Raw genomic sequence first — 20446 nt, forward strand, 5'->3', positions numbered from 1 at the left:
GCGGTTAGACACGCCTCCGTCGCAATGATACGCATCGTATCATGGACACCAGCCTGAACGGCCTCAAGCGCGAGGCTCCCACCGATGCACGACAGGTCCGCTCGCGGCAGGCGCTGACCTCGGCGCTGCTGGCGCTGCTTGAAATCAAGCCGTTCGACCAACTGACGATCCGCGAGATCAGCGCGCGCGCCGGAACCGGGTACGCCACTTTCTTCCGGCACTACCCGACCAAGGAAGCGCTGCTGGCCGACGTCGCCGCGCACGAGATCGAGGATCTGCTCGGCCGCACGATCCCCATCCTCTACGCCGCCAACAGCTACGAATCGACGCTGGAAGTCTGCCGCCATGTCCACGAGCACGCGATGCTGTGGTCGGCGCTGCTGACCGGCGGCGCAGCGGGCATCGTGCGCGAGGAGTTCATCCGGCAGGCGCTCGGCCTCGCGGAAAGCGCGCAGTCGCGCCATTCGTGGTTGCCTTCGGATCTCGGCACCATCCACGGCACCGGCGCGACCATCGACATCCTTGCATGGTGGTTGGCGCAGGGCGGGGACAAGCCCGCCTCCACCCGCAGCCCCGAGGAAGTGGCGACGATCCTGCACCGTCTGGTCATCGCCCCACTGGTCGGCGACACGATGGAGCGCCAAGCGGCGCGCGCGTGATGACGCTGACCGACGCCCCCGTTCTTGGCGGCATGATCGAGGACGCGGACTGGCCCGAGTTCGGCTGGATCGACGACGTGCGCCCCGCCTTGCGCGCGGCCCTCACGGCAGGCCGTCCGGCGGCGCTGGCGACACTCTACAAGGTCGCGGGCAGCGCGCCGCGCGGTCCCGGCGCGCAAATGCTGTTCGCCGCAGGGTCCGACGGCCAGATCGCCGCGAGCGGCTATTTCTCGGGCGACTGCATCGAGGGCGACGTCGCCAACCACGCCGCGCAAGTGCTCGCCGACGGCAAGCCGAAGCGGTTGCATTACGGCATGGGCAGCCCCTGGATCGACCTTCGCCTGCGCTGCGGCGGCGCGCTGCATGTGCTGCTGGAGCGGATCGCGCCGGATTCGCCCGCCGCCGCCGCGCTGCTGCACCACGCCGCCGAGCGCCGCACCTGCCTCTGGGCGAGCGACGGCGAAACGCAAGAGGCGCGCGAGGAGGACGGCCCGTTGCTGGACTTTCGCGAGGACCCGTTCCGCATCGCCCGCCGGTACGATCCGCCGCGCCGCCTGATCGTCTCGGGCGGCGATCCCGGCGCGCTCGCCGCCGCGAAGCTCGGGGCGATGGCGCAGTTCGAGACGATCCTGCTGCGCCCCGGCGGCCCGCATGCGCCGCCGCCCTTCCCCGTCTCGCGCTACTTGCGCGAGGAGCCTGCGGACGCCCTCGCCCACCTGAAAGTCGATCGCTGGACCGCCTACCTTGGCGCCACGCATGAGGATCACCACGACCTCGGCGGCTGCCTTGCCGCCTTGCGGGGCGGGGCGGGCTATGTCGGCATGATCGGCGCCAGATCGCGCGCCGCCCAACGCCTCGGCGCGCTGGAAGCGGCGGGCGCGAGCGCGGAGGAACTGGCGCGGCTGCAGCTTTCGCCGGGCGTGCCCGGGCTGGGCAAGTCGCCCTGGGAAGTCGCCACCGGCATTATCGCCGAAATCATGCAGGCGCTGAACCCGGCGCGGGAACGGGCTTGAGCGCGGTCGCACTGGTGCTCGCAGCCGGGCGCTCGACCCGATTCGGCAGCGACAAGCTCTCCGCCTGGCTCGATGGCGAGCCCCTGCTCCATCACGCGATCCGCACCGCCCGCGCCGCACCGGTAGAGCGGGTGATCGTCGTCGCGCGGCCCGGGCTCGATACGGGCGAATGGCCCGGCACGCCTGCGGTGGAGACACTGCGGCTGGAGAGCTATGCCTTGTCCGAGACGCTGAAGGCCGGCATCGCGGCGGCCGGAGAGGCAAAGGCCGCCTTCGTTTTCCTCGGCGACATGCCGCGCATTCCTGCCGAGGTCGCACCGACACTCGCCGCCGCGATCGGCGATGCCTATGCCGCGATGCCCTGTCACGGGGGCAAGCCCGGCCATCCGGTCCTGCTGTCCGCCGCGGCCTTCCCCGCCATCGCCGCGCTCACCGGCGACGAGGGCGCGGGACGCCTGCTGCGCAGCCGCGATGACGTGGTGAGAGTCGAGGTCTCCTCGCCCGCGATCCACTTCGACGTGGACCGCCCGGGCGACCTCGAAAATCTCCCATGACATCGTCATTGCGAGCGTAGCGAAGCAATCCAGGGCGGCCCAAGACTGCCCTGGATTGCTTCGCTACGCTCGCAATGACGAAGGGAGGATGAACTTAAGCCCGCCCCGTCTCGTTCGAAAGCAGCGCGGGATCGATCCCTTCCGCCCGCCATGTCGCGGACCAGCGCCCCTCCGGCGGCGTTTCGAACAGGACTTCGCGGTGGCCTTCGGCGGCATACCATCCGTGGTGCCGCATCTCGCCCTCCAGTTGGCCCGCGCCCCATCCGGCGTAGCCCAGCGCCATGATCCACTGCGACGGCCCCTGCCCCGCCGCGATCGCGCGCAGCACGTCCATCGAGGCGGACAGCCCGCAAAGCGGCGCGACCTCGATAGTGTCGCTGCCGCCCCAGTCGGTCGAGTGCAGAATGAAGCCGCGCCCCGGTTCGACCGGGCCGCCGTGCATGATCTCGCGGTTGGGCGAGACGCCGGGGTCTAGCCCCAGTTCCTCCAGCACGTCGTGGAAACGCACGCCTTCACGCACATGGCCGATGCCGACGCCGAGCGCGCCGTCCTCGTCATGCACGCATAATACGTTGACCGAGCGCTCGAAGCGCGGGTCGAACATCCCCGGCATTGCCAATAGGATGCGGCCTGCAAGATACTGCTGCGTCGTCACCCGCCCACTCTATGCCCCCTTGCGCCGACTACAACCCCCGTATCCGAGAGAGCGCTTTCCCGATGCGACGGAGCGGCCTATGCCCCGGCACAAAGGAGAACCCAGCCCCGTGACCCTGCTTTTCGACCTTCCCGTCGCCCCCGCCGTGCCCGTCGTCGGCGAAGCGGCCGCCTATCCGGTGCGCCGCATCTTCTGCGTCGGGCGCAATTACGCCGCGCACGCGCTGGAACTGGGCAACGCGGTCGACCGCGAGGCGCCGATCTGGTTCAACAAGGCGCCCGCAGCGCTGTGCCTCGACGGCGGGGCGATCCCCTATCCGCCGGGCACCGAAAACTGCCACTACGAGATGGAACTGGTCGTCGCCATCGGCGCCCCCGCGTTCCGGATCGCCCCCGAGGCGGCAATGGAGGTGGTCTACGGCTATGCCTGCGGCCTCGACATGACCCGGCGCGACCTGCAGAACGCATCCAAGGCCAAGGGTTATCCCTGGGACACCGGCAAGGACTTCGAGAATGGCGCGGTTATCGCGCCGATCACGCCCGCCGCTGCGTTCACGCCTGAAGGCCAGCGCATCGCACTGACGCAGGGCGGCGCAGTCAGGCAGGACGGCGTGCTCTCGGACATGATCTGGTCGATCCCCGAACTGATCGCCGACCTCTCGCGCCTCTACCACCTCGCGCCCGGCGACCTGATCTATACCGGCACCCCGGCCGGCGTCGGGCCAGTGGCGGTGGGCGACGTGCTGGAAGGCACGATCGAGGGCCTCACCCCGCTGCGGCTCGAAATCGGCGCAGCGGAATGACATTCCTCCCCCGACGGGGGAGGGGGACCATGCGAAGCATGGTGGAGGGGCGCCCTCGGGATCGCGTGAGCTTTCGCGGGCGGGGGAACCTGCCTGTGCACCTCCACCACCCTGCGGGTGGTCCCCCTCCCCGTCCCGGGGAGGAGTTATCCCTTGGGTCGCCTACCCTTTGCCCGCCTTGTCAGTCGCAGCGCTTTGCTGGACACACCGGGGCGGAGAACGATGCCTGAAAACCGGAAAACCATGACAACGATTCGACGCCGTACCACCTGTGCCCTGCTCGCCCTGCCCCTCGTCGCGCTCGCGCATCCCGCGCTGGCCGAGGACGATGACGCCGCCCCGCGCGAGCCCATCGTCGTCACCGGGCGCGGGCTTTCGGAAGGTCCGGCGACGCCCGCCTACGACGTCCAGACGATCGCCCGCGACAAGCTGGTTTCCAGCGCCTCGGGCCGGATCGAGGATGTGCTGGCCTCTGTCGCCGGATTCCAGCAGTTCCGCCGCTCCGACAGCCGATCGTCCAACCCCTCGAACCAGGGCGTGACCCTGCGCGCGCTGGGCGGCAATGCATCGAGCCGCGCGCAAGTGCTGCTGGACGGCGTGCCGGTGGCGAACCCGTTCTTCGGCTATATTCCGCTGAGCGCCCTCACCCCCGACCGCCTCGGCTCCGTGCGGGTGACGCGCGGCGGCGGTATGGGCGCGTTCGGCACGGGCGCGGTCTCCGGCACGATCGAGATGGAAAGCGCGAGCCCTGACGAACTCGGCCCGGTAAGCGCGGAGGCGCTGGTCAACAACCGGGGCGAGACGCAAGGCTCGCTCACGGTGGCGCCGCGCCTTGGCGAAGGCTTCGTCGTGGCGGGCGTGCAGTGGGATCGCGGCCAGGGCTTCTGGACCACGCCGAAGGACCAGCGCGTCGCCGCCACCGCGCGCGCGAAGTATGAAAGCCTGTCGGGCTCGCTGCGCGCCGTCGCGCCGCTGACCGACACCATCGAGGTTCAGGCATCGGGCCTCGTCTATGACGATGCGCGCACGCTGCGCTTCAAGGGCGCGGATTCGACGTCCTCGGGTCAGCAGGGCTCGCTGCGCTTCGTGGGCCGGGGCGACTGGCAGTTCGACGTGCTGGGCTTCGTGCAGGCGCAGGACTTCTCGAACATCGTCATCAGCTCGACGAGCTACAAGAAGACGCTCGATCAGGCCAAGACCCCGACGCTGGCGGTCGGCGGCAAGGCCGAACTGCGCCCGCCGGTGGGCGAAAACCACGTGCTGCGCATCGGCACCGACGTGAAGCTCTCGCGCGGGAACCTCGTGGAAGCGCCCTATAGCGCCGTCACCGGCCTCGCCACCGCGTTCCGCAAGGCGGGCGGGCGGCAGTCCGACCTCGGCTTCTACATCGAGGACGACTGGACCATCGGCCAGTTCGTGCTGACCGCTGGCGGCCGCCTCGACCGCTGGACCATCACCGACGGCTACTACCATCAGGTGAACGCCGCGGGCGTGGTGACGCAGGACACCCGCTACGCCGACCGCGACGGCTGGAACGCCAACGGACTTGGCGGCCTAGTGTGGAACGCCGGCACCGCCGTGTCGCTGCGCGCCGCCGCCTATACCGGGCTGCGCCTGCCGACGCTGAACGAATTGTACCGGCCCTTCGTGGTGTTCCCGATCACCACCAATGCCAATGCCGGCCTCAAGCCCGAACGCCTGCGCGGCTACGAGGCAGGCGTGGACTTCCACCCCTCCGAGGCGCTGAACCTGTCGCTCACGGCCTTCGACAACTACCTCAAGGACGCCATCGCCAACGTCACTTTGTCCTCCACCGTGCGCGAGCGGCAGAACGTCGATTCGATCCACGCGCGCGGGATCGAGGCAAGCGCCGACCTCAAGCTGGGCAAGGTCGATCTGTCCGGCTCGCTGTCGTGGACCGATGCCAAGGTGAAGGCGACCGCTGCGCAGATCGCGCTCGACGGCATGCGCCCGGCGCAGGTGCCCAAGCTCGCGGCCAGCGGGACGGTGGCATGGGTGCCCGCCGACGGCTGGCGCCTGGCCGCCACCCTGCGCCGCACCGGTGCGCAGTACGAGGACGACCTTCAGGTCGACACCCTGCCCGCCGCGACGACGCTGGACCTCTATGCGCAAGTGCCGATCACGCGCTTCGCCTCACTGGTCCTGCGCGCCGAGAACCTGACCGACGAGACGATCGTGACGCGCAATGCGGGCGGCTCGATGGATCTGGGCCAGCCGCGCACCTTGTGGGCGGGGTTCAAGCTGGGCCTGAACTGACTGGGCCTGAACTGACTGGGGTTGCGCTGATCGGCAAGGCGGGGCATCGCGAGGGCATGGCCATCGCGGTGATCTCCGACATTCACGGCAACCTCGGCGCGCTCGATACGGTGCTGGCGGATGCCGCCGCGCGCGGGGTGCGCCGGGTCGTCAACCTCGGCGACATCCTCAGCGGCCCGCTCGACAGCGTGGGCACGGCGGATCGGCTGATGGCACTCGGGCTTGAGACGATCCGGGGCAACCACGAGCGCCAGCTGCTCGAACAATCGCGCGCCGAGATGAACCTTTCCGACGCCGCCACCGATGCCGTGCTGCAGCCGCGCCACCGCGAATGGCTGGCCTCGCTGCCGGTGGACATGTGGCTGGAGAGCGACCTCTACGCCTGCCACGGCTCCCCGCGCGGCGATCTGGAATTCCTGCTGGAAACGGTCGAGCCCACCGGCTGCCGCGCCGCCACCCCAAAAGAGATCGCCGAGCGGCTGGGCGGGATCGACGCCCCGCTGGTGCTCTGCGGCCACTCGCACAAGCAGCGGGCGGTGCGCCTCGATGACGGGCGGCTGGTGGTGAACCCCGGTTCGGTCGGCCTGCCCGCCTTCGCCGACGACCAACCGCATCCCTACGTCATCGAATCGGGTTCGCCCGAAGCGCGCTATGCCGTGGTCGAGCGCGGGCCGGATGGCTGGGAAGCGGAGCTGCTCGCCGTCGCTTACGACTGGACCGCCGCCGCCCGCCGCGCCGCCGAGGGCGGGCGCGAGGACTGGGCGCGCGCGCTGGCCACGGGATACGCCTGAGATGACCCGCTTCACCGTCAACGACCGCCCCGTCCAGTTCGAGATGGACCCGCGCACGCCGCTGCTGTGGGCGCTGCGCGATGCGGCCAACCTCACCGGCACCAAGTATGGCTGCGGTGTGGGCGATTGCCATGCCTGCACCGTCATGGTCGATGGCGCCGCGCTGCGATCGTGCCTCATCACGCTTGCCGAGTGCGAGGGCCGCTTCGTCGTCACCGTCGAGGGCCTGTCGCGCGACCGCTCGCATCCGGTGCAGCAGGCGATGGTGGCCGAGCAGGCGGTTCAGTGCGGCTTCTGCACGCCCGGCATCGTGATGAGCGCCGCCGCCCTCCTCGCGCGCAACGCCAATCCGAGCGAGGCCGAGGTCAAGGCGGCGATCCCGAACTTGTGCCGCTGCGGCGTCCAGCCCCGGCTCGTGCGCGCCATCCAGCGCGCCGCCGCCGTCGCCCGCCGCGAAGAGAAGATCGACGCCGCGCCGGTCCCCGGCGGCTCCGGCAGAATTCCGGCGATGGTCCCGGACACGAAAGGACAGACCCCATGAGAGCCACCATCTGGCACAACCCCAAGTGCGGCACCTCGCGCAAGACGCTGGCGATCCTCGAGGAAACGCCGGGCGTCGAGGTTACGGTGATCGAATACCTCAAGACCCCGCCGAGCGCCGAAAAGCTCGCCCAGCTCTACCGCGACGCCGGAATCACTCCGCAGCAGGGCCTGCGCATCCGCGGCACCGATGCCGAGGAGCGGGGCCTGCCGCAAGCAGACGACGCCGCCGTCCTCGCCGCGATGGCCGCCGACCCGATCCTGATCGAGCGCCCGCTGGTCGAGACCGACAAGGGCGTGCGGCTTTGTCGCCCACAGGAAACGGTTCACCAGATTCTCTGACCCGGTTTCCCCATCCGGCGCGTTCCGGCAACGCGCCATCGCCTTGCATTGGCAGGGACAATCTGCCACCGCATGGCAAATCCGTGACATGACAATATTGCGAGAGCCTTCCTCAGCATGACCAGCACCGAGCTTGCCCGACAGCCTTTGGCCCACCGGATCAGGCAGAAGATCAAGCAGGGCATGGGGCCTTGGGGCGTGTTCCTCGAAGGTTTCATCCGCAACCCGGTGATGGTCGGCTCGATCGTCCCGTCCTCGCGCTTCACCATCAACCGCATGCTGTCGAAGGTGGACTGGGCGAACACGAAGCTGTTCGTCGAGTACGGCCCCGGCGTCGGCACTTTCTGCCAGCCGGTGCTCGACCGCCTGCCGCGCGACGGCATGCTGATCGTCATCGACACCAACCCGATGTTCATCGACTACCTGCGCCGCACGATCAGCGACAGCCGCTTCGTCGCGGTCAACGGCTCGGCGGCGGACGTCGAGGAGATCGTGCGCGCGCACGGGCACGAGAAGGCGGATTACGTCCTGTCGGGCCTGCCGTTCTCCACCCTGCCCAAGGGCGTGGCGCCCGCCATCGCCTCTGCCACCTACCGCGTGATCCGCAAGGGCGGCGCGTTCCTGGTCTACCAGTTCCGCCCCAAGGCGCGCAGCTACATGGCCCCGCACTTCAAGCGCATCGACGACGCGATCGAACCGATCAACGTGCCGCCCTGCTTCATGTGGTGGGGCTGGAAGGACGAGGACTGACCTGAAAATCCTCCCTGTCGCGCAGCGATGGGGAGGGGGACCGCCGACGCAGTCGGTGGTGGAGGGGAGAAGCCCCATCCGTCAGCCCTGACGGGCTGCCACCTCCCCATCGCTGCGCGACAGGGAGGATAAGGCGCTTACCCGAAGAGGTCCGCCTGCGCTTCCGCCGAAGGCCCTGCCAGCTGGCGATGAACCTGCGCGATCACCGCCACGAAATAGACCGCCATCACCGTCGCCAGCACCGCCTCCACCGCCGCCGCGACGAAGCGTGCGACTTCGGCCGGAGCGAGCAGCGTGATCGGTATCGTCAGAACGTTGCCGAAGATCAGCAGCACGATCATGGCCGCCGCGAGCAGCGCGTAGAAGCCCAGCAGCCGCGCGGTATTGCCCTTGGTCAGCTTCCACGAGCGCACCAGTGCCGCGACCGGGTTGAACACGTTCTCCACCGCGATCACCGGCGCCGCCACCGACAGGCGCACGCCCACGACGATGGCGAAGAGCAGCACGATGGCCAGCCCGATCACCCCGCCGACGACGCCTCCGACGACGCCCAGCAGCCCCGCAACCACGAGCGCGATCAGCGCCAGCGCCATGCCGGTGAGGATCTGCGCGAGCAGATAAGGCACCACGCCCTTCAGCCCGTCGCGGATCGCCCCGCCCACGGTCGGTCGCCGGTCGCTGTCGAGCAGGCACAGGAGCGAAAGCGAGCCCAGCGCCTGGAACAGCGCCATCGGGATCAGCACCGGCGCAACCGAGAGATAATAGGTCCGCAGCATGGTCATCATCTGCGTCTCGTTCATCCCCGCGCCCGTCTCCGGCGGCGGGAAAAAGATCGAAAACATCAGCTGCGGCAGGAGAAAGAACACCCCGGCCAGCGCCAGCACGACCTCGCGGTTGGCGGAAACGGCCTGGGATGCCTGGCTCCAGGCCCGGCTGCTGTCGAACTTCATCAAGGGTTCCATGATCTCGCCATAGACGCCGGTTGGCGCGTTTGCACTTGATAACCGCATGGAATGACGCCACGCAACGCGGCATGACTTCGCTACCCGGTGATATCGAACTGCGCATCTCCGCCGATCCGGTGCCCTACCGCGAGGCACTGGAGGAGATGACCGCCCGCAACGCAGCCATCGCCGCCGGAGAGGCGCGCGAACTGGTCTGGCTGCTGGAGCATCCGCCGGTCTACACCGCCGGCACCAGCGCCGCCGTCGCCGAACTGCTCGACCCTCGCTTTGAGGTGGTCGAGGCCGGACGCGGCGGGCGCTATACCTACCACGGCCCCGGCCAGCGCATCGGCTATGTCCTGCTCGACCTCAAGAAGCGCGCCCGCGACGCGCGCGGCTTCGTTCACGGCCTCGAAGGCTGGGTGATCGAGACCTTGCGCGATTTCGGCGTCGAGACCTTCCGCTCCGAAGGTCGCATCGGCATCTGGACCACCGACGTCGATGGGCGCGAGGCGAAGATCGGCGCGATCGGCGTTCGCATCCGCAAGTGGGTGACGATGCACGGCTTCTCGGTGAACGTCGCGCCCGACCTTTCGCATTTCACCGGCATCGTGCCTTGCGGCATCGAGGAATTCGGCGTCACCAGCCTCAAGCGACTCGGCAAGGACGTGGACCTCGCCGCCTTCGACGCCGCGCTGATCGCACGCGCCCCGGCTTTCCTCGCCTCACTGGAAAGCCCCTGCCCGCCTTCCGCACCGGAGACCGCAGCATGAAGTCCGTGCACCTGATCCTGCCCGTTGCCCTGACGGCGCTGGCGCTCGGCGGCTGCAGCAAGAAGGCGGACGACCAGCCCAAGGCGGCGGCGGGCGGCGAACTGCTGCCGCGCTCGGTCAGCGACGACATGCTGCCTTACGATACGGTGAAGTCGCAGGCCTCGCTTACCGACCCGAACGCCGGGCTCGGCCTTCCGCGCGCGGGAGGGCCTGCGGTGGTGCCGTCGGAAGTGGCGGATGATGTGGTCGAGGGCGACGAGCCCGCGACGGTGATCGAAGCCCCGCCGCCTCCGGCACCTTCCGCGACGCCGACGCAGCCTTAGGCAAAATCCTCCCTGTTGCGAAGCAATGGGGAGGTGGCAGCCCGCAGGGCTGACGGAGGGGTTTCGACCCCCTCCACCACTCGCTCCGCGAGCGGTCCCCCTCCCCATCGCTTCGCGACGGGGAGGATGCCCCCCTTGCGCCCCAATCCCCATCAGGCGCATCATCGCTCCCAAACCGGAGCCACCCGCGATGCTGCCCACCCTCACCGTCTTCGAAACCTCGCCCGACCACGGCCGCGGTCTTGCGCGGGACATGCCGGTCCGCTGGGCGCTGGAGGAAGTGGCACAGCCTTACACCGTACGCCTCGTCTCGTTCCCGGCGATGAAGGAAGCCGCACACCGCGCCCGCAACCCTTTCGGCCAGATCCCGACGTATGAGGAAGGCGGCCTCGTGCTGTTCGAATCGGGCGCCATCGTGCTGCACCTCGCGCAGAGCCATACCGGGCTGCTGCCGGAGCACCCGGAAGCTCGCACCCGCGCGGTCACATGGATGTTCGCCGCGCTCTCCACGCTGGAGCCGCCGATCGTCGAACGCTCGATGGCCGCCCTGTTCGAGAGCGACAAGCCCTGGCACGAGGAGCGCCTGACCATGCTCGACGCCCGGGTGCACACGCGCCTCGGAGACCTCGCCGCGCGGCTGGGCGATACGGAATGGCTGGACGGCGCCTTCAGCGCGGGCGACCTGATGACGATCTCGGTACTGCGCCGCCTCGCAAGCTCGGGGCTGCTGGAGAACTTCCCTGCGATCCGCGCCTACGTCGCACGCGGCGAGGCCCGCCCCGCCTTCCAGCGCGCTTTCGCGGCGCAGCTGGCGGTGTTCGAGCAGGCCGGGCGGTAAGCGATCGAATCCGCAGCTCTGAGCAGTAAAGACAATGGATCGCCCCTCCCTTCGTCATTGCGAGCGCAGCGAAGCAATCCAGGGCGGTTTGCGCGGCTCTGGATTGCTTCGCTGCGCTCGCAATGACGATTCAAGGTGAAGCTCGAAACCGTTTTCCTACAGCGTCAGCACGGCGGTATTCTCGCCCGATGCGCCCCCTGCCCGGCCTTCTCCCCGCACAATGTGCAGCCGGTCCATCGCGCAAGGTTACACTTTTCACGCACAAGGTGACACATCACGCCTGCAAGGTGACACTTTCAGCGCGCAAAGTGACACTCTCCAACGGAAAGGTGTCACCTTACAGGGCCGATGTGTCACCTTGCGAAATTCCGATCCCGATCGAATCCGCAGAAATCCGCCACTCACCCTCGCAAGCAGCGGCCTGGCAGTTCCCCCTGGACCGTGTAAACCGTGTAAACCTCCGGCACTCAGAGCGCCTTGTCGTAAATCGCGTACTCGCGGTTGACGGTGCTCTCGATGGCATCGGCGATGGCGACCATCCCCTGATTGTCCTCGAGCACCCAGCCGATCTCACCGCGCTTGGCCCCGAATTTGGCAACGGCAGCGCGGCGGATGTACTCGATCATCATGAAGGCCAGCTGGCTGGCGAGCCGCGAGGACTGCAGCTTCTTGCGCACGCCCATCAGCGGAACGCGCATGTCGGCGGGCTTGGGTTTCCTCAGCCACAGCAGCAGCTTGAGCAGGCCGAGGATGGACGGCTTGCCGGTACGCTTGTTGACCTTCATCTGGATGCCGTTGAGGTCCGGCAGCGTCATCATGAACGCCACCGGCTCGCCCTCGTACTCGGCGATCATGATCAGTTCGGGATGCACCAGCGGCTTGAACGCCTTGCCCGCGTACTCGATTTCCTTGTCGGTGAAGGGAACGAAGCCCCAGTTGTCCGACCAGGCATCGTTCAGGATTTCGCAGATGATCGCGGCTTCGCGGTCAAAATGCTTGAGGCTGGCCTTGCGCACGACGATCTTGGCGTTCTTCTCGCCCGACGAGACGATGCGCTGGATCAGTGGCGGAAACTGCTTCGTGACGTCGAGTTCGTAGGTCTTGACGGTCTTGACGACTGCGTAGCCCTGGCTCTCGATCCAGCCCTGATAAGCCGCATTGTGATGCGCCATCATCACCATCGGCGGATGATCGTGGCCTACCGTCTGGATGCCCGGCTCTTCCCATACCGACAAGTTCATCGGCGCCAGCACGCGGGTCATGCCTTGCTCGCGCAGCCACTGCTCGGCGCGGGCGATGAGGGCGTGAGCGACCTCGGCGTCCTCCGCCTCGATCGCGCCCCAGTTACCGGTGCCCGGCCCCATCCCTTGCTTGACCGGCTGTTTCAGCGCCAGTTCATCGATGTGCGCCGATATGCGCCCGACGATCCTGCCGTCGCGCTTCGCCAGGAACAGCTGGCAGCGGGCATGCTCGAAGAACGGGTTCTTGCCGGGGGTGAACTTGGAGATTTCCTCCGAGCGCAGATTCGGCACCCAGTTTTGATCTGACGCATTGAGTCGATAAGCGAGATCGACAAAAGCGGCGATGTCGGCCTTGCTGGAGATCGGAGTGATGACTAGTTCGGCCACGATGCTGCCTTTGTTCTGGCGTAACGGAATATGAGGGCGACGTGCTGCCGATGGCGGCAGGTTGTCAAGTCGGACCGCACGGCGAATTGCGGTGGAGCGCGGACCGGGCGGCCTTATGCCCGGAAACACTTTGGAAATCTTGCACGATGAATGCCCAGAATGCGATCGACCTGCCCCCCGCCGATGCGCGTAATTCCGCGCAGGGATCGACGTGGCACTCGCAGATGCCCGACGACAAGGCGATGCTGCGCGCCGCCGTCGAACTGACGCGCGACATCGCGGCGGCCCGCCCCGGCATCTACTGGCCCGACATGCTGGGGAGCGCCGCGCTCGGCTATGCCGCGCTTGCAGGCGCGATTCTGGCAGGCAATCCGGTGGTCGCGGTGCTGCTGGGCGTGGCCGCATCGCTGGCGCTCTACCGCGCGCTGCTGTTCATCCATGAACTGACGCACATCCACAAGGATGCCCTCCCGGGCTTCCGCTTCGGCTGGAACCTGCTGGTCGGCGTGCCGATGCTGATCCCCTCTTTCATGTACGAGGGCGTGCACACCCAGCACCACGCCCGCACCCGCTACGGCACGGTCGAGGACCCGGAATACCTGCCGCTGGCGCTGATGAAGCCGTGGAGTCTGCCGGTCTTCGCGCTCACCGCGATACTGTTGCCGCCCGCTCTGCTGATCCGCTCGGCGGTGCTCGTGCCGCTGGGCGCAATCGTGCCGCCGCTGCGCACGCTGGTGTGGGAGCGCGTCTCGGCGCTCGCCATCAACCCGCAGTACAAGCGCCGCAAGCCGGAGGGCGACTTCGCCCGCATGGTGTTCTGGCAGGAACTCGCCTGTTCGGCCTGGGCCATCGGCCTCGTCGCCGCGAGCTTCGTCTGGGGCTGGAGGCCGCTTCTGATCGCGCTGTGCATCGTCTCGTTCACCGCGCTGCTCAACCAGGTCCGCACCCTCGTCGCACACCTGTGGGAGAACGACGGCGAAGCGATGACCGTCACCGCGCAGTATCTCGATTCGGTGAACGTGCCACCGCCCGGCTTCGTCGCGGCGATGTGGGCACCGGTGGGCCTGCGCTATCATGCGCTGCACCACCTGCTGCCTTCGATGCCCTACCACTCGCTGGCAGAGGCGCACCGCCGCCTGACCACTCATCTGGAAGACGGTTCGACTTACGGCAAGGCCAACTATTCCGGCCTTGCCCCGCTGCTCGGAAGGCTCGCGCGCAGCACGATGAAGGTCAGGTAAAGAAGGCTTCTCGCCCTTATTCCTCGGTGCGGATCAGCACGGTCTCGCCGATGAGCGCGAAGAGCAGGAAAGGCGCCCAAGCCGCAATCAGCGGCGGGTAGCCACCGAAATTGCCCATCGCCAGCGCTGCATTGTCGAACACGAAGTAGGCGAAGCCCAGCGCCATACCAGTAACCGCGCGGATCAGCAGCGCGCCGGAGCGGGCAAGTCCGAACGCCGCCACGGCGCCCAGCAGCGGCATCAGCGCCGAGGACAAAGGCCCCGACAGCTTGTGCCACCATGCGGCGTCGAGCTCGCTGGTACGCCGCCCCGCCTCGCGCACTGCCTGGATCGAATCGGTAAGCGTGAAGATATCCTCCGCATCCGCATCGACCTTTGACACGAAAATCTTGGCCGGGGTGATCCCCGGCGCGACGGTGGCGGTAACCAGCTTCGTTGTGGTGGTGTTAGCGACATGGAATCGGGTCGGCTTGTCGAGCTTCCAGCCTGGATTTGCGTAAGTCGCGGTCCCGGCACGCATCATCTCGACGATCATGTCGTTGGTATCGCGGCGATAGTACGTGACCCCATGCAAGGTCATCGCATTACCCTCGCCCGAGAGCGACTGCGCCAACAGCAGGTCGCTGCCATCAGCGAGATAAAGGTTGGCTTTGGGGCTCGCATCCTTCGGGACAGGCCCGTAATCGACCGCCTGCCATGCATCCAGCGTACGAGCCGCGCGGGTGACGACGCGCTCGTTGAAGGCAAAACTGAACCCGGAAATCACCAGCGCAGTCAGAATCAGCGGTGCAAGCACCTGATGCGCCGACAGGCCCGCCGCCTTCATAGAGATGACCTCGCTGTTCTGGTTCAGCGTGGCGAGCGTGATGATCGTGGCAAGGAGCACCGAATAAGGCAGAAACCGTGCGACCAACTGAGGGACACGCAGTGAAACGTAGTAGAGCAGTTGCACCTGCCCGTTGCCTTTATAGGCAAGAATGTCACCGCTCTCACCCAGCAGGTCGAGCACCTGCAGCACCAGCACCAGCATGATCAGCACGGCAACGATGCGCGTCAGGAACAGCCGCGAGAGATAGAGCGTCAGAGTACGCGACGGGAAAAATTCGAGGTTCATGGGTCAGCTCTGATCCGCTGGCATCGGCAGGATAGGCCCGCGCCGGTTACGGCGCAGCAGCGACTTGAGGCGCTTGACCACCTTGTCGGACGCTGTCTCGAGCCAGCCGATCGCCTGCCCGCCAGGCACGTAAGCCACGCGCCAGTACATCCACAGGATGATTGCGGCGAAGACGAAGAACGGCCCCCATAGCCCGAGGATCGGGCTGATCTTGCCAAGCGAGGCCACGTCATTCGCATACTGGTTGACCTTGTGATAGGCCACCACCATCACGATCGAAACGAACAGGCCGAGGGCCGAAGTCGAGCGCTTGGGCGGGATCGCCAGCGCCACGCCGAGAAGCGGCAGCAGCAGCATCATCACGACTTCGACCATGCGATAGTTGAAGTTCGCCTGGCTGGAGACGCGCTCCTCGCTCGGCGCATCCTTGTCCCAACCCAGCTTAAGCAGTTCGGGTAGCAAGTATTCGCGCTCCTGCCCGCCGCGCTGACGGAACTTCTCGATCGCGGGGAGTTCGATCGGCAGGTCATGACGGGTAAAGGTCAGCACTCGCGAAGGCTGGCCAGGTTCATCCTGGATGATCTGGCCCTGTTCGAGCCGGAAGATGATCGTGTCGGGATTATCCTTGAGCGCGAGGAAACGCCCCTCGCGCGCAGAAATCGAAAGCACCTGCCCCTTGTCGTTCGACAGTCGCGCGAAGATGCCGATCAGCTTGCGCCCGTCGTCCCGGCTCTCATCGATGCGCAGGGCGATGCGATCCTTGAGCGCCGTGAACTCACCGACCTTGATCGAGGCGCCCAGCGCACCCGACTTGAGTTCGTAATTGAGCTCTTCGTAATAATAGCGCGACAAAGGCTGAAGGTAGCCGACGATCGCGAAGTTGGCGATGACCAGCACGATCGTGATCATGTAAGGGACGCGAAGCATGCGGGTGTAGCTAAGGCCCACGGCACGCATGACGTCGAGTTCGCTGCTCGTCGCCAGCTTGCGGAATGCCAGCAGGATGCCGAGCATCAGGCCAAGCGGAATGGCGAGGCTTGCATATTCCGGCATCATGTTCGCCAGCATCTTGAAGACGACGCCAATCGGCCCGCCTTCCGTCGCGACGAAATCAAAAAGCCGGAGCATCTTGTCGAGCACGAGCAACGAGGCAGCGAGCAGAAATATGCCCAGCATCGGCATCAGCACGAGGCGAAAGATGTAGCGGTCCAGGGCGCTGATGAACTTCACTTAGGCGTCGTCACTCAACCGTTCTCCCCCGCCCTTAACCGCTCGCGCCGGAAGGGCAAAGCGATTTGTAGCAGGCCGGAAACCTTCTCGCTCCGGCAACGTCATCAACGCGCCGGCCCAGCCGATCAACGTCACCGAAGCCTTAAGGTTTCCCGTCCGGAAGAGAATGTGATCAGGCCTTTTCCAGCGTGCACTGGAGAGGGTGCTGGTTCTGCCTGGCGAAGTCCATCACCTGGTTCACCTTGGTCTCGGCGATCTCGTAAGGGAAGATGCCACAGACGCCCACGCCCTTCTGGTGAACATGAAGCATCACACGCGTGGCCTGTTCGAGGTCCATGTGGAAGAAGCGCTTGAGGACCAGCACCACGAATTCCATCGGGGTGTAGTCGTCATTGAGCATCAGCACCTTGAACTGGCTAGGCTTCTTCGGCTTGGCACGGGTCTTAGTGGCGATGCCGACCTGATGATCATCGCCAGTACCATGATCGGAATCGTCACCGTCCGCCATCGTGCCCCGAAAAGGCACGAGCGGAAAAAGCGACAGGTCAGAATCAGCGATCAGGGGAATCATGGTGCCCAGAATATCGTACCGAGGCGTCCGATAACAAGATGCCCCGGCCCATATTCTCGGTCAGGAGGCTCAATCGGCCGGATAACAGCGTCACCCGGCCGGTCGAACCTGCCTGAAATCAGAACGGAGCGGCCGAGCGCGCCTTTTCGACGGCGATGCTCACGCGGCCGGAAATTGGCGCGAAAGTGTCGCTGAACAGCTTGAGCATGGCTTCGCTGTTCTTCGAGCTGTAGGCCACGGCTGTGTCGAAGTTCTTGCGGACAAGGTCGCTCTGCAGCTTGAAGAAGTCGGTCGGCGACTTAGCAGCGGCGAGTTCCTTGATGTCACCCGACATCTTCTCGAACGCAGCGCGGCTCTCCGACACGAATTCCGAACCAAGGGTCTGCACGCCCTCGGCGTAGATCTTGCCAGATTCGACGGCAGCTTCGACGTTGCCCTTTGCGAAGTCGCTGACTTCGCCGAGCACGCTGGTGCTCTTTTCGAAAGCGGCCTTGGCCTTGGCCTGCGCCTCGGTGATGGCATCCTGGAAGCCGGTGAAGTTAGCGCTCATGTCCATAGTTGTTTCCTCGAGCATGAAATTGGAGAACAGTCCTGCGAAGACGGGCTTGCCCGAAATGGGCTTCGGTGCGGTCTTTGGCGCCGCCGTTTTTGTGGCCGCCTTCGGAACCGGAACGGCAGCGACCGTTTCCTTCACGTCCTTGGCAACCGTAGTGGCCGGCTTGGTCTCGACGACCTTGGCCGGAACAACTGGTACGACCGGCTTCAGCTTCGCGGTAGCGGCCGGCGCAGTTTTGATCTTCGGCTTGGGCCTTACAGCCTTGACCTCCGCCTTCTCGGCAAGAGGTGCCTTTGCTACAGGCGCCTTGATTGGCGCCGCCTTTACGACCGGCTTCTTGACGGAAGCATCAACCTTCGCCGAGGTTTCCGGCTTAGCAGAGACTGGTGCGGTAGACCGCACTGGCTCAGGCACCTTCAGCGCAGCCGAAACGAGCTTGGGCTCTCCCACCTTAGGCGTTTCCGGTACGCTTGAAACGGATTTGACCGGCGCAGCCACTTCGGCCTCTACGGGCTTGGGAGGCGCTACCGGAGCGACATTGGTCTTCGGGTCTTCACTATCGGCCATCTGAGCATCCAGCCTTTTTTGAAAACTTCGATTAAGAGCCGGGCGTCACCCCGGTGAAATCCGTGCGATCAACGAGTCGCACAAACCGTTGCTGCGTTGCAAAATAGGTTTTTGCAGGCGCGAAGTCAACACATCTATGCTGCGATGCACAATTTATGCTGCATCGCACAAATTTACCTTGCTTTTCAGGTCTGCGCAAAGTGTCCGGCGTAGATTACAGGCGTGTGTCAGCACGCCCGCAGGCTCGGGTCACGCGATTAAGATGCCGAAATGGACCTTGTTCAGCGCGCGGAGACGTAGCGTCCTGGCGCGTCTTCGATGACCTTGTCACCGCGTACACCTGGCTTGCGCTTTCCTCGCGAGGGAATTTCGGCAGGGTCGAGATCGCGTAGCCATTCGGCCCAATGCGGCCACCAGGACCCGGGATGCTCGGCCGCCCCCTCGACAAATTCCGCCAGAGTCTCGGGTGAGCCGCCGTTCGTCCAGTACTGATACTTGCCGGCGGACGGCGGATTGACGACCCCCGCGATGTGGCCGGAGCCGGCGAGCAGGAACGTCCAGTCCCCGGCAAGATAGCGGGTCAGCTTCCAGACGCTGGTGGCGGGAGCAATGTGATCTTCGCGCCCAGCCTGGATATAACAGGGCGTCGCGATGCGGTGCAGGTCTATCGGCGCTCCGCAGGCGGACAGCGAATCGGCTACGGCCAGCCGGTTGTCGCGATAGAGGTCGCGCAAGTAATTGCGGTGCCAGCGCGCCGGGAGGTTGGTGACGTCACCGTTCCAGTGCAACAAGTCGAACGCAGGGTAATCCTCGCCCTTGAGATAATTGCGTTCGACGTAGTTCCAGATAAGATCATTGCCACGCAGAATGTTGAAGGTCGCGGCAAGATAGCGTCCATCGAGATAACCCTCGGGCGACAAGCGGCCTACCGTCTCGATCTGCTGGTCGTCGATGAAGTTCTTGAGATCGCCCGCATCCTCGAAATCCACCTGCGCGGTGAAGAAGGTGGCGCTGGCGACTTTGTCCGCTTCACCTTTCCGCGCGAGCACAGCCAGCGTGGCGGCCAGCGTCGTGCCGGCCACGCAATAGCCGATCGTGTGCACCGAAGGCACGCCGAGACGATTGCGGGCGAAGTCCACCGCCTCGATCTGCGCGGCGATGTAGTCGTCCCAAAGAAGGTCCGCCATCGAGGCGTCGGCCGACTTCCACGAAACCATGAACACCGTCACGCCTTGCTCGACCGCCCAACGCACGAAGCTTTTCCGGGCATTGAGGTCGAGGATGTAGAAACGGTTGATCCATGGCGGGAAGATCACCAAGGGAGTTTTCAGGACCCTGTCGGTCGTCGGGGTATACTGGATGAGCTGGTAAAGCGGCGTCTCGAAGACGACTTTTCCTGGCGTCACGGCGATGTTCTCGCCTAGCACGAAGGCGCCAGGTCGCGTATGCGTGAGCTGGCCCTTGCGCATGTCATCAAGCAAATTCTCGAAACCGCGCACGAGGCTCTCACCACGGGTTTCGGTAGCTTTCGCCAAGGCGACAGGGTTGGTCAGCGGGAAATTCGCCGGGCTCAGGGCATCCACTATGGTGCGCGTCGCGAAAAGCAGCTGCGCCTTTCGCGCAGGCTCCATGCCTTCGACTGCCTCCGCAAGACCGGTGACCTGCTCGCTCATCAGCAGATAGAGCTGATGCAGCACCGCGAAGAACGGTTGGCGGCGCCATTCCGGATCGGAGAAACGATGGTCACGACGCGGCAACTCGGCCTCCGGTTGAGCCTGCTCGCCGCGTGGGCCGAGGCCGTACTGCCCGAATACCGCGTTCACCAGCGCCAATCCCTCGTTCCAGAACTTCTGCTGGACTTCGGGGTTGGCGAACGGAAGTTGCCGGAACACGCCCTCAGCCGTGGCAATCCACTTCATGGGATCGGCATAGTGAGGCGGCTTTTCGGCCGATGCCTTGTTCAGTTGCTCGACTTGGAATTCGGTCCAGATCGAATGCAGCCGCCCTGCCACCTCGGCCCATTGCACCGTGGCCTCAGCCTCGGGCGTCCCCTCGGCAGGGATTATCTGGCCGAACAGTGTCGTAAGGCTCTGGACCTGGTACTTCATGACGTCGCTGATGAGGTCGGCGTCGGTAGCCATCGGCAATCGCTCTCCTTGGGATTCGCATGCAGGTTGGCCGCGTCGCGGACTCCTGTCGAGCCCCCTTCTCACGCTTCGGCGTGACATTTCCTGCAATTATCTTTCACGAGTCCCCATTTGCGCAGGCTTGCGAATCC

21 protein-coding genes are annotated in these 20446 nt (G+C 65.8%); 13 read left to right on the plus strand and 8 right to left on the minus strand.

The genetic code is table 11. The features are described 5' to 3' along the window. Nucleotides 1–41 precede the first annotated feature (41 nt). The 3 genes from QRN25_RS10025 to QRN25_RS10035 are packed head-to-tail and all read left to right on the plus strand — an operon-like array spanning nucleotide 42 to nucleotide 2226. Nucleotides 42–659, plus strand: coding sequence for a TetR/AcrR family transcriptional regulator (locus QRN25_RS10025; protein WP_271184512.1), 618 nt, complete (start codon nucleotides 42–44; stop codon nucleotides 657–659). After that, on the plus strand, nucleotides 659–1672 hold the full coding sequence (locus QRN25_RS10030) for an XdhC family protein (protein WP_271184511.1): 1014 nt from the start codon (nucleotides 659–661) through the stop codon (nucleotides 1670–1672). Before QRN25_RS10025 ends, QRN25_RS10030 begins: the two co-directional genes overlap by 1 nt. Beyond that, complete coding sequence (locus tag QRN25_RS10035; protein WP_285019284.1) at nucleotides 1669–2226, plus strand: nucleotidyltransferase family protein; 558 nt, start codon at nucleotides 1669–1671, stop codon at nucleotides 2224–2226. The genes QRN25_RS10030 and QRN25_RS10035 overlap by 4 nt, the downstream gene beginning before the upstream one ends. Nucleotides 2227–2320: 94 nt before the next feature. Here the strand turns inward: QRN25_RS10035 and QRN25_RS10040 are convergent, their stop codons facing one another. Next, nucleotides 2321–2839 (minus strand): YqgE/AlgH family protein, encoded by a 519-nt coding sequence (locus QRN25_RS10040; protein WP_197524460.1) that lies wholly within the window; start codon nucleotides 2837–2839, stop codon nucleotides 2321–2323. A gap of 151 nt (nucleotides 2840–2990) precedes the next feature. Here QRN25_RS10040 and QRN25_RS10045 point away from each other — a divergent pair, with 151 nt between their 5' ends. From QRN25_RS10045 to QRN25_RS10070, 6 genes are all read left to right on the plus strand, one after another. After that, complete coding sequence (locus QRN25_RS10045; RefSeq protein WP_285019286.1) at nucleotides 2991–3683, plus strand: fumarylacetoacetate hydrolase family protein; 693 nt, start codon at nucleotides 2991–2993, stop codon at nucleotides 3681–3683. Between the two features lie 243 nt (nucleotides 3684–3926). Next, entirely contained in the window at nucleotides 3927–5960 is a 2034-nt protein-coding gene (locus tag QRN25_RS10050) for a TonB-dependent receptor (protein WP_285019289.1), read from the plus strand. A gap of 56 nt (nucleotides 5961–6016) precedes the next feature. Beyond that, nucleotides 6017–6751: a metallophosphoesterase family protein gene (locus QRN25_RS10055; RefSeq protein ID WP_285019292.1), complete on the plus strand. Its 735-nt coding sequence runs from the start codon at nucleotides 6017–6019 to the stop codon at nucleotides 6749–6751. A gap of 1 nt (nucleotide 6752) precedes the next feature. Then, nucleotides 6753–7292, plus strand: coding sequence for a (2Fe-2S)-binding protein (locus tag QRN25_RS10060; RefSeq protein ID WP_008832592.1), 540 nt, complete (start codon nucleotides 6753–6755; stop codon nucleotides 7290–7292). Then, nucleotides 7289–7633 carry an arsenate reductase (glutaredoxin) gene (gene arsC, locus QRN25_RS10065; protein WP_285019295.1) on the plus strand — a complete coding sequence of 115 codons (345 nt, stop codon included), beginning with the start codon at nucleotides 7289–7291 and terminating at the stop codon, nucleotides 7631–7633. Before QRN25_RS10060 ends, arsC begins: the two co-directional genes overlap by 4 nt. Nucleotides 7634–7750: 117 nt before the next feature. Further along, nucleotides 7751–8383 carry a class I SAM-dependent methyltransferase gene (locus QRN25_RS10070; RefSeq protein WP_008832590.1) on the plus strand — a complete coding sequence of 211 codons (633 nt, stop codon included), beginning with the start codon at nucleotides 7751–7753 and terminating at the stop codon, nucleotides 8381–8383. Between the two features lie 137 nt (nucleotides 8384–8520). Here QRN25_RS10070 and QRN25_RS10075 read toward each other — a convergent pair whose 3' ends face one another. Continuing rightward, nucleotides 8521–9333: a DUF7847 domain-containing protein gene (locus tag QRN25_RS10075; RefSeq protein WP_036526378.1), complete on the minus strand. Its 813-nt coding sequence runs from the start codon at nucleotides 9331–9333 to the stop codon at nucleotides 8521–8523. Between the two features lie 83 nt (nucleotides 9334–9416). Between QRN25_RS10075 and lipB the strand changes: the two genes are divergently transcribed. The 3 genes from lipB (at nucleotide 9417) to QRN25_RS10090 (ending at nucleotide 11261) form a co-directional block, all read left to right on the plus strand. Next, nucleotides 9417–10100 carry a lipoyl(octanoyl) transferase LipB gene (gene lipB, locus QRN25_RS10080; RefSeq protein WP_285019298.1) on the plus strand — a complete coding sequence of 228 codons (684 nt, stop codon included), beginning with the start codon at nucleotides 9417–9419 and terminating at the stop codon, nucleotides 10098–10100. Continuing rightward, on the plus strand, nucleotides 10097–10423 hold the full coding sequence (locus QRN25_RS10085; RefSeq protein ID WP_285019336.1) for a hypothetical protein: 327 nt from the start codon (nucleotides 10097–10099) through the stop codon (nucleotides 10421–10423). The genes lipB and QRN25_RS10085 overlap by 4 nt, the downstream gene beginning before the upstream one ends. A gap of 190 nt (nucleotides 10424–10613) precedes the next feature. Then, the gene (locus tag QRN25_RS10090; RefSeq protein WP_285019338.1) at nucleotides 10614–11261 is read left to right on the plus strand and encodes a glutathione S-transferase family protein; all 648 of its coding nucleotides are present in this window, start codon (nucleotides 10614–10616) and stop codon (nucleotides 11259–11261) included. Nucleotides 11262–11728: 467 nt separating this feature from the next. Here QRN25_RS10090 and QRN25_RS10095 read toward each other — a convergent pair whose 3' ends face one another. Beyond that, nucleotides 11729–12889, minus strand: coding sequence for a GNAT family protein (locus QRN25_RS10095; RefSeq protein WP_271184502.1), 1161 nt, complete (start codon nucleotides 12887–12889; stop codon nucleotides 11729–11731). A 146-nt stretch (nucleotides 12890–13035) separates the two neighbouring features. Between QRN25_RS10095 and QRN25_RS10100 the strand changes: the two genes are divergently transcribed. Continuing rightward, nucleotides 13036–14130, plus strand: coding sequence for a fatty acid desaturase family protein (locus tag QRN25_RS10100; protein WP_285019341.1), 1095 nt, complete (start codon nucleotides 13036–13038; stop codon nucleotides 14128–14130). A gap of 16 nt (nucleotides 14131–14146) precedes the next feature. Here the strand turns inward: QRN25_RS10100 and lptG are convergent, their stop codons facing one another. The 5 genes from lptG to QRN25_RS10125 all read right to left on the minus strand — a co-directional run bounded on the left by lptG (nucleotide 14147) and on the right by QRN25_RS10125 (nucleotide 20309). Continuing rightward, nucleotides 14147–15244, minus strand: coding sequence for an LPS export ABC transporter permease LptG (gene lptG, locus QRN25_RS10105; RefSeq protein WP_271184500.1), 1098 nt, complete (start codon nucleotides 15242–15244; stop codon nucleotides 14147–14149). A 3-nt stretch (nucleotides 15245–15247) separates the two neighbouring features. Further along, a complete protein-coding gene (gene lptF, locus QRN25_RS10110; protein ID WP_271184499.1) occupies nucleotides 15248–16474 on the minus strand; it encodes an LPS export ABC transporter permease LptF in 1227 nt (408 codons plus the stop codon). Nucleotides 16475–16646: 172 nt separating this feature from the next. Next, on the minus strand, nucleotides 16647–16982 hold the full coding sequence (gene clpS / locus QRN25_RS10115) for an ATP-dependent Clp protease adapter ClpS (RefSeq protein ID WP_285019520.1): 336 nt from the start codon (nucleotides 16980–16982) through the stop codon (nucleotides 16647–16649). 181 nt (nucleotides 16983–17163) lie between these two features. Beyond that, a complete protein-coding gene (locus tag QRN25_RS10120; protein ID WP_285019344.1) occupies nucleotides 17164–18099 on the minus strand; it encodes a phasin family protein in 936 nt (311 codons plus the stop codon). A gap of 350 nt (nucleotides 18100–18449) precedes the next feature. Then, a complete protein-coding gene (locus QRN25_RS10125; RefSeq protein WP_285019348.1) occupies nucleotides 18450–20309 on the minus strand; it encodes a PHA/PHB synthase family protein in 1860 nt (619 codons plus the stop codon). Between the last annotated feature and the right edge of the window lie 137 nt (nucleotides 20310–20446).

It is taken from the genome of Novosphingobium sp. fls2-241-R2A-195, assembly GCF_030209485.1.
In the GTDB taxonomy this organism is placed as follows: domain Bacteria; phylum Pseudomonadota; class Alphaproteobacteria; order Sphingomonadales; family Sphingomonadaceae; genus Novosphingobium; species Novosphingobium resinovorum.

Excerpts from the sequence above, each read along its gene's own strand:
- QRN25_RS10025 (WP_271184512.1), top strand. The coding sequence starts at position 42 with ATGGACACCAGCCTGAACGGCCTCAAGCGCGAGGCTCCCACCGATGCA.
- QRN25_RS10030 (WP_271184511.1), top strand. The coding sequence starts at position 659 with ATGACGCTGACCGACGCCCCCGTTCTTGGCGGCATGATCGAGGACGCG.
- QRN25_RS10040 (WP_197524460.1), bottom strand. The coding sequence starts at position 2,839 with ATGCCGGGGATGTTCGACCCGCGCTTCGAGCGCTCGGTCAACGTATTA.
- QRN25_RS10050 (WP_285019289.1), top strand. The coding sequence starts at position 3,927 with ATGACAACGATTCGACGCCGTACCACCTGTGCCCTGCTCGCCCTGCCC.
- QRN25_RS10055 (WP_285019292.1), top strand. The coding sequence starts at position 6,017 with ATGGCCATCGCGGTGATCTCCGACATTCACGGCAACCTCGGCGCGCTC.
- QRN25_RS10060 (WP_008832592.1), top strand. The coding sequence starts at position 6,753 with ATGACCCGCTTCACCGTCAACGACCGCCCCGTCCAGTTCGAGATGGAC.
- arsC (WP_285019295.1), top strand. The coding sequence starts at position 7,289 with ATGAGAGCCACCATCTGGCACAACCCCAAGTGCGGCACCTCGCGCAAG.
- QRN25_RS10070 (WP_008832590.1), top strand. The coding sequence starts at position 7,751 with ATGACCAGCACCGAGCTTGCCCGACAGCCTTTGGCCCACCGGATCAGG.
- QRN25_RS10075 (WP_036526378.1), bottom strand. The coding sequence starts at position 9,333 with ATGAAGTTCGACAGCAGCCGGGCCTGGAGCCAGGCATCCCAGGCCGTT.
- lipB (WP_285019298.1), top strand. The coding sequence starts at position 9,417 with ATGACTTCGCTACCCGGTGATATCGAACTGCGCATCTCCGCCGATCCG.
- QRN25_RS10085 (WP_285019336.1), top strand. The coding sequence starts at position 10,097 with ATGAAGTCCGTGCACCTGATCCTGCCCGTTGCCCTGACGGCGCTGGCG.
- QRN25_RS10090 (WP_285019338.1), top strand. The coding sequence starts at position 10,614 with ATGCTGCCCACCCTCACCGTCTTCGAAACCTCGCCCGACCACGGCCGC.
- QRN25_RS10100 (WP_285019341.1), top strand. The coding sequence starts at position 13,036 with ATGAATGCCCAGAATGCGATCGACCTGCCCCCCGCCGATGCGCGTAAT.
- lptG (WP_271184500.1), bottom strand. The coding sequence starts at position 15,244 with ATGAACCTCGAATTTTTCCCGTCGCGTACTCTGACGCTCTATCTCTCG.
- clpS (WP_285019520.1), bottom strand. The coding sequence starts at position 16,982 with ATGGCGGACGGTGACGATTCCGATCATGGTACTGGCGATGATCATCAG.
- QRN25_RS10125 (WP_285019348.1), bottom strand. The coding sequence starts at position 20,309 with ATGGCTACCGACGCCGACCTCATCAGCGACGTCATGAAGTACCAGGTC.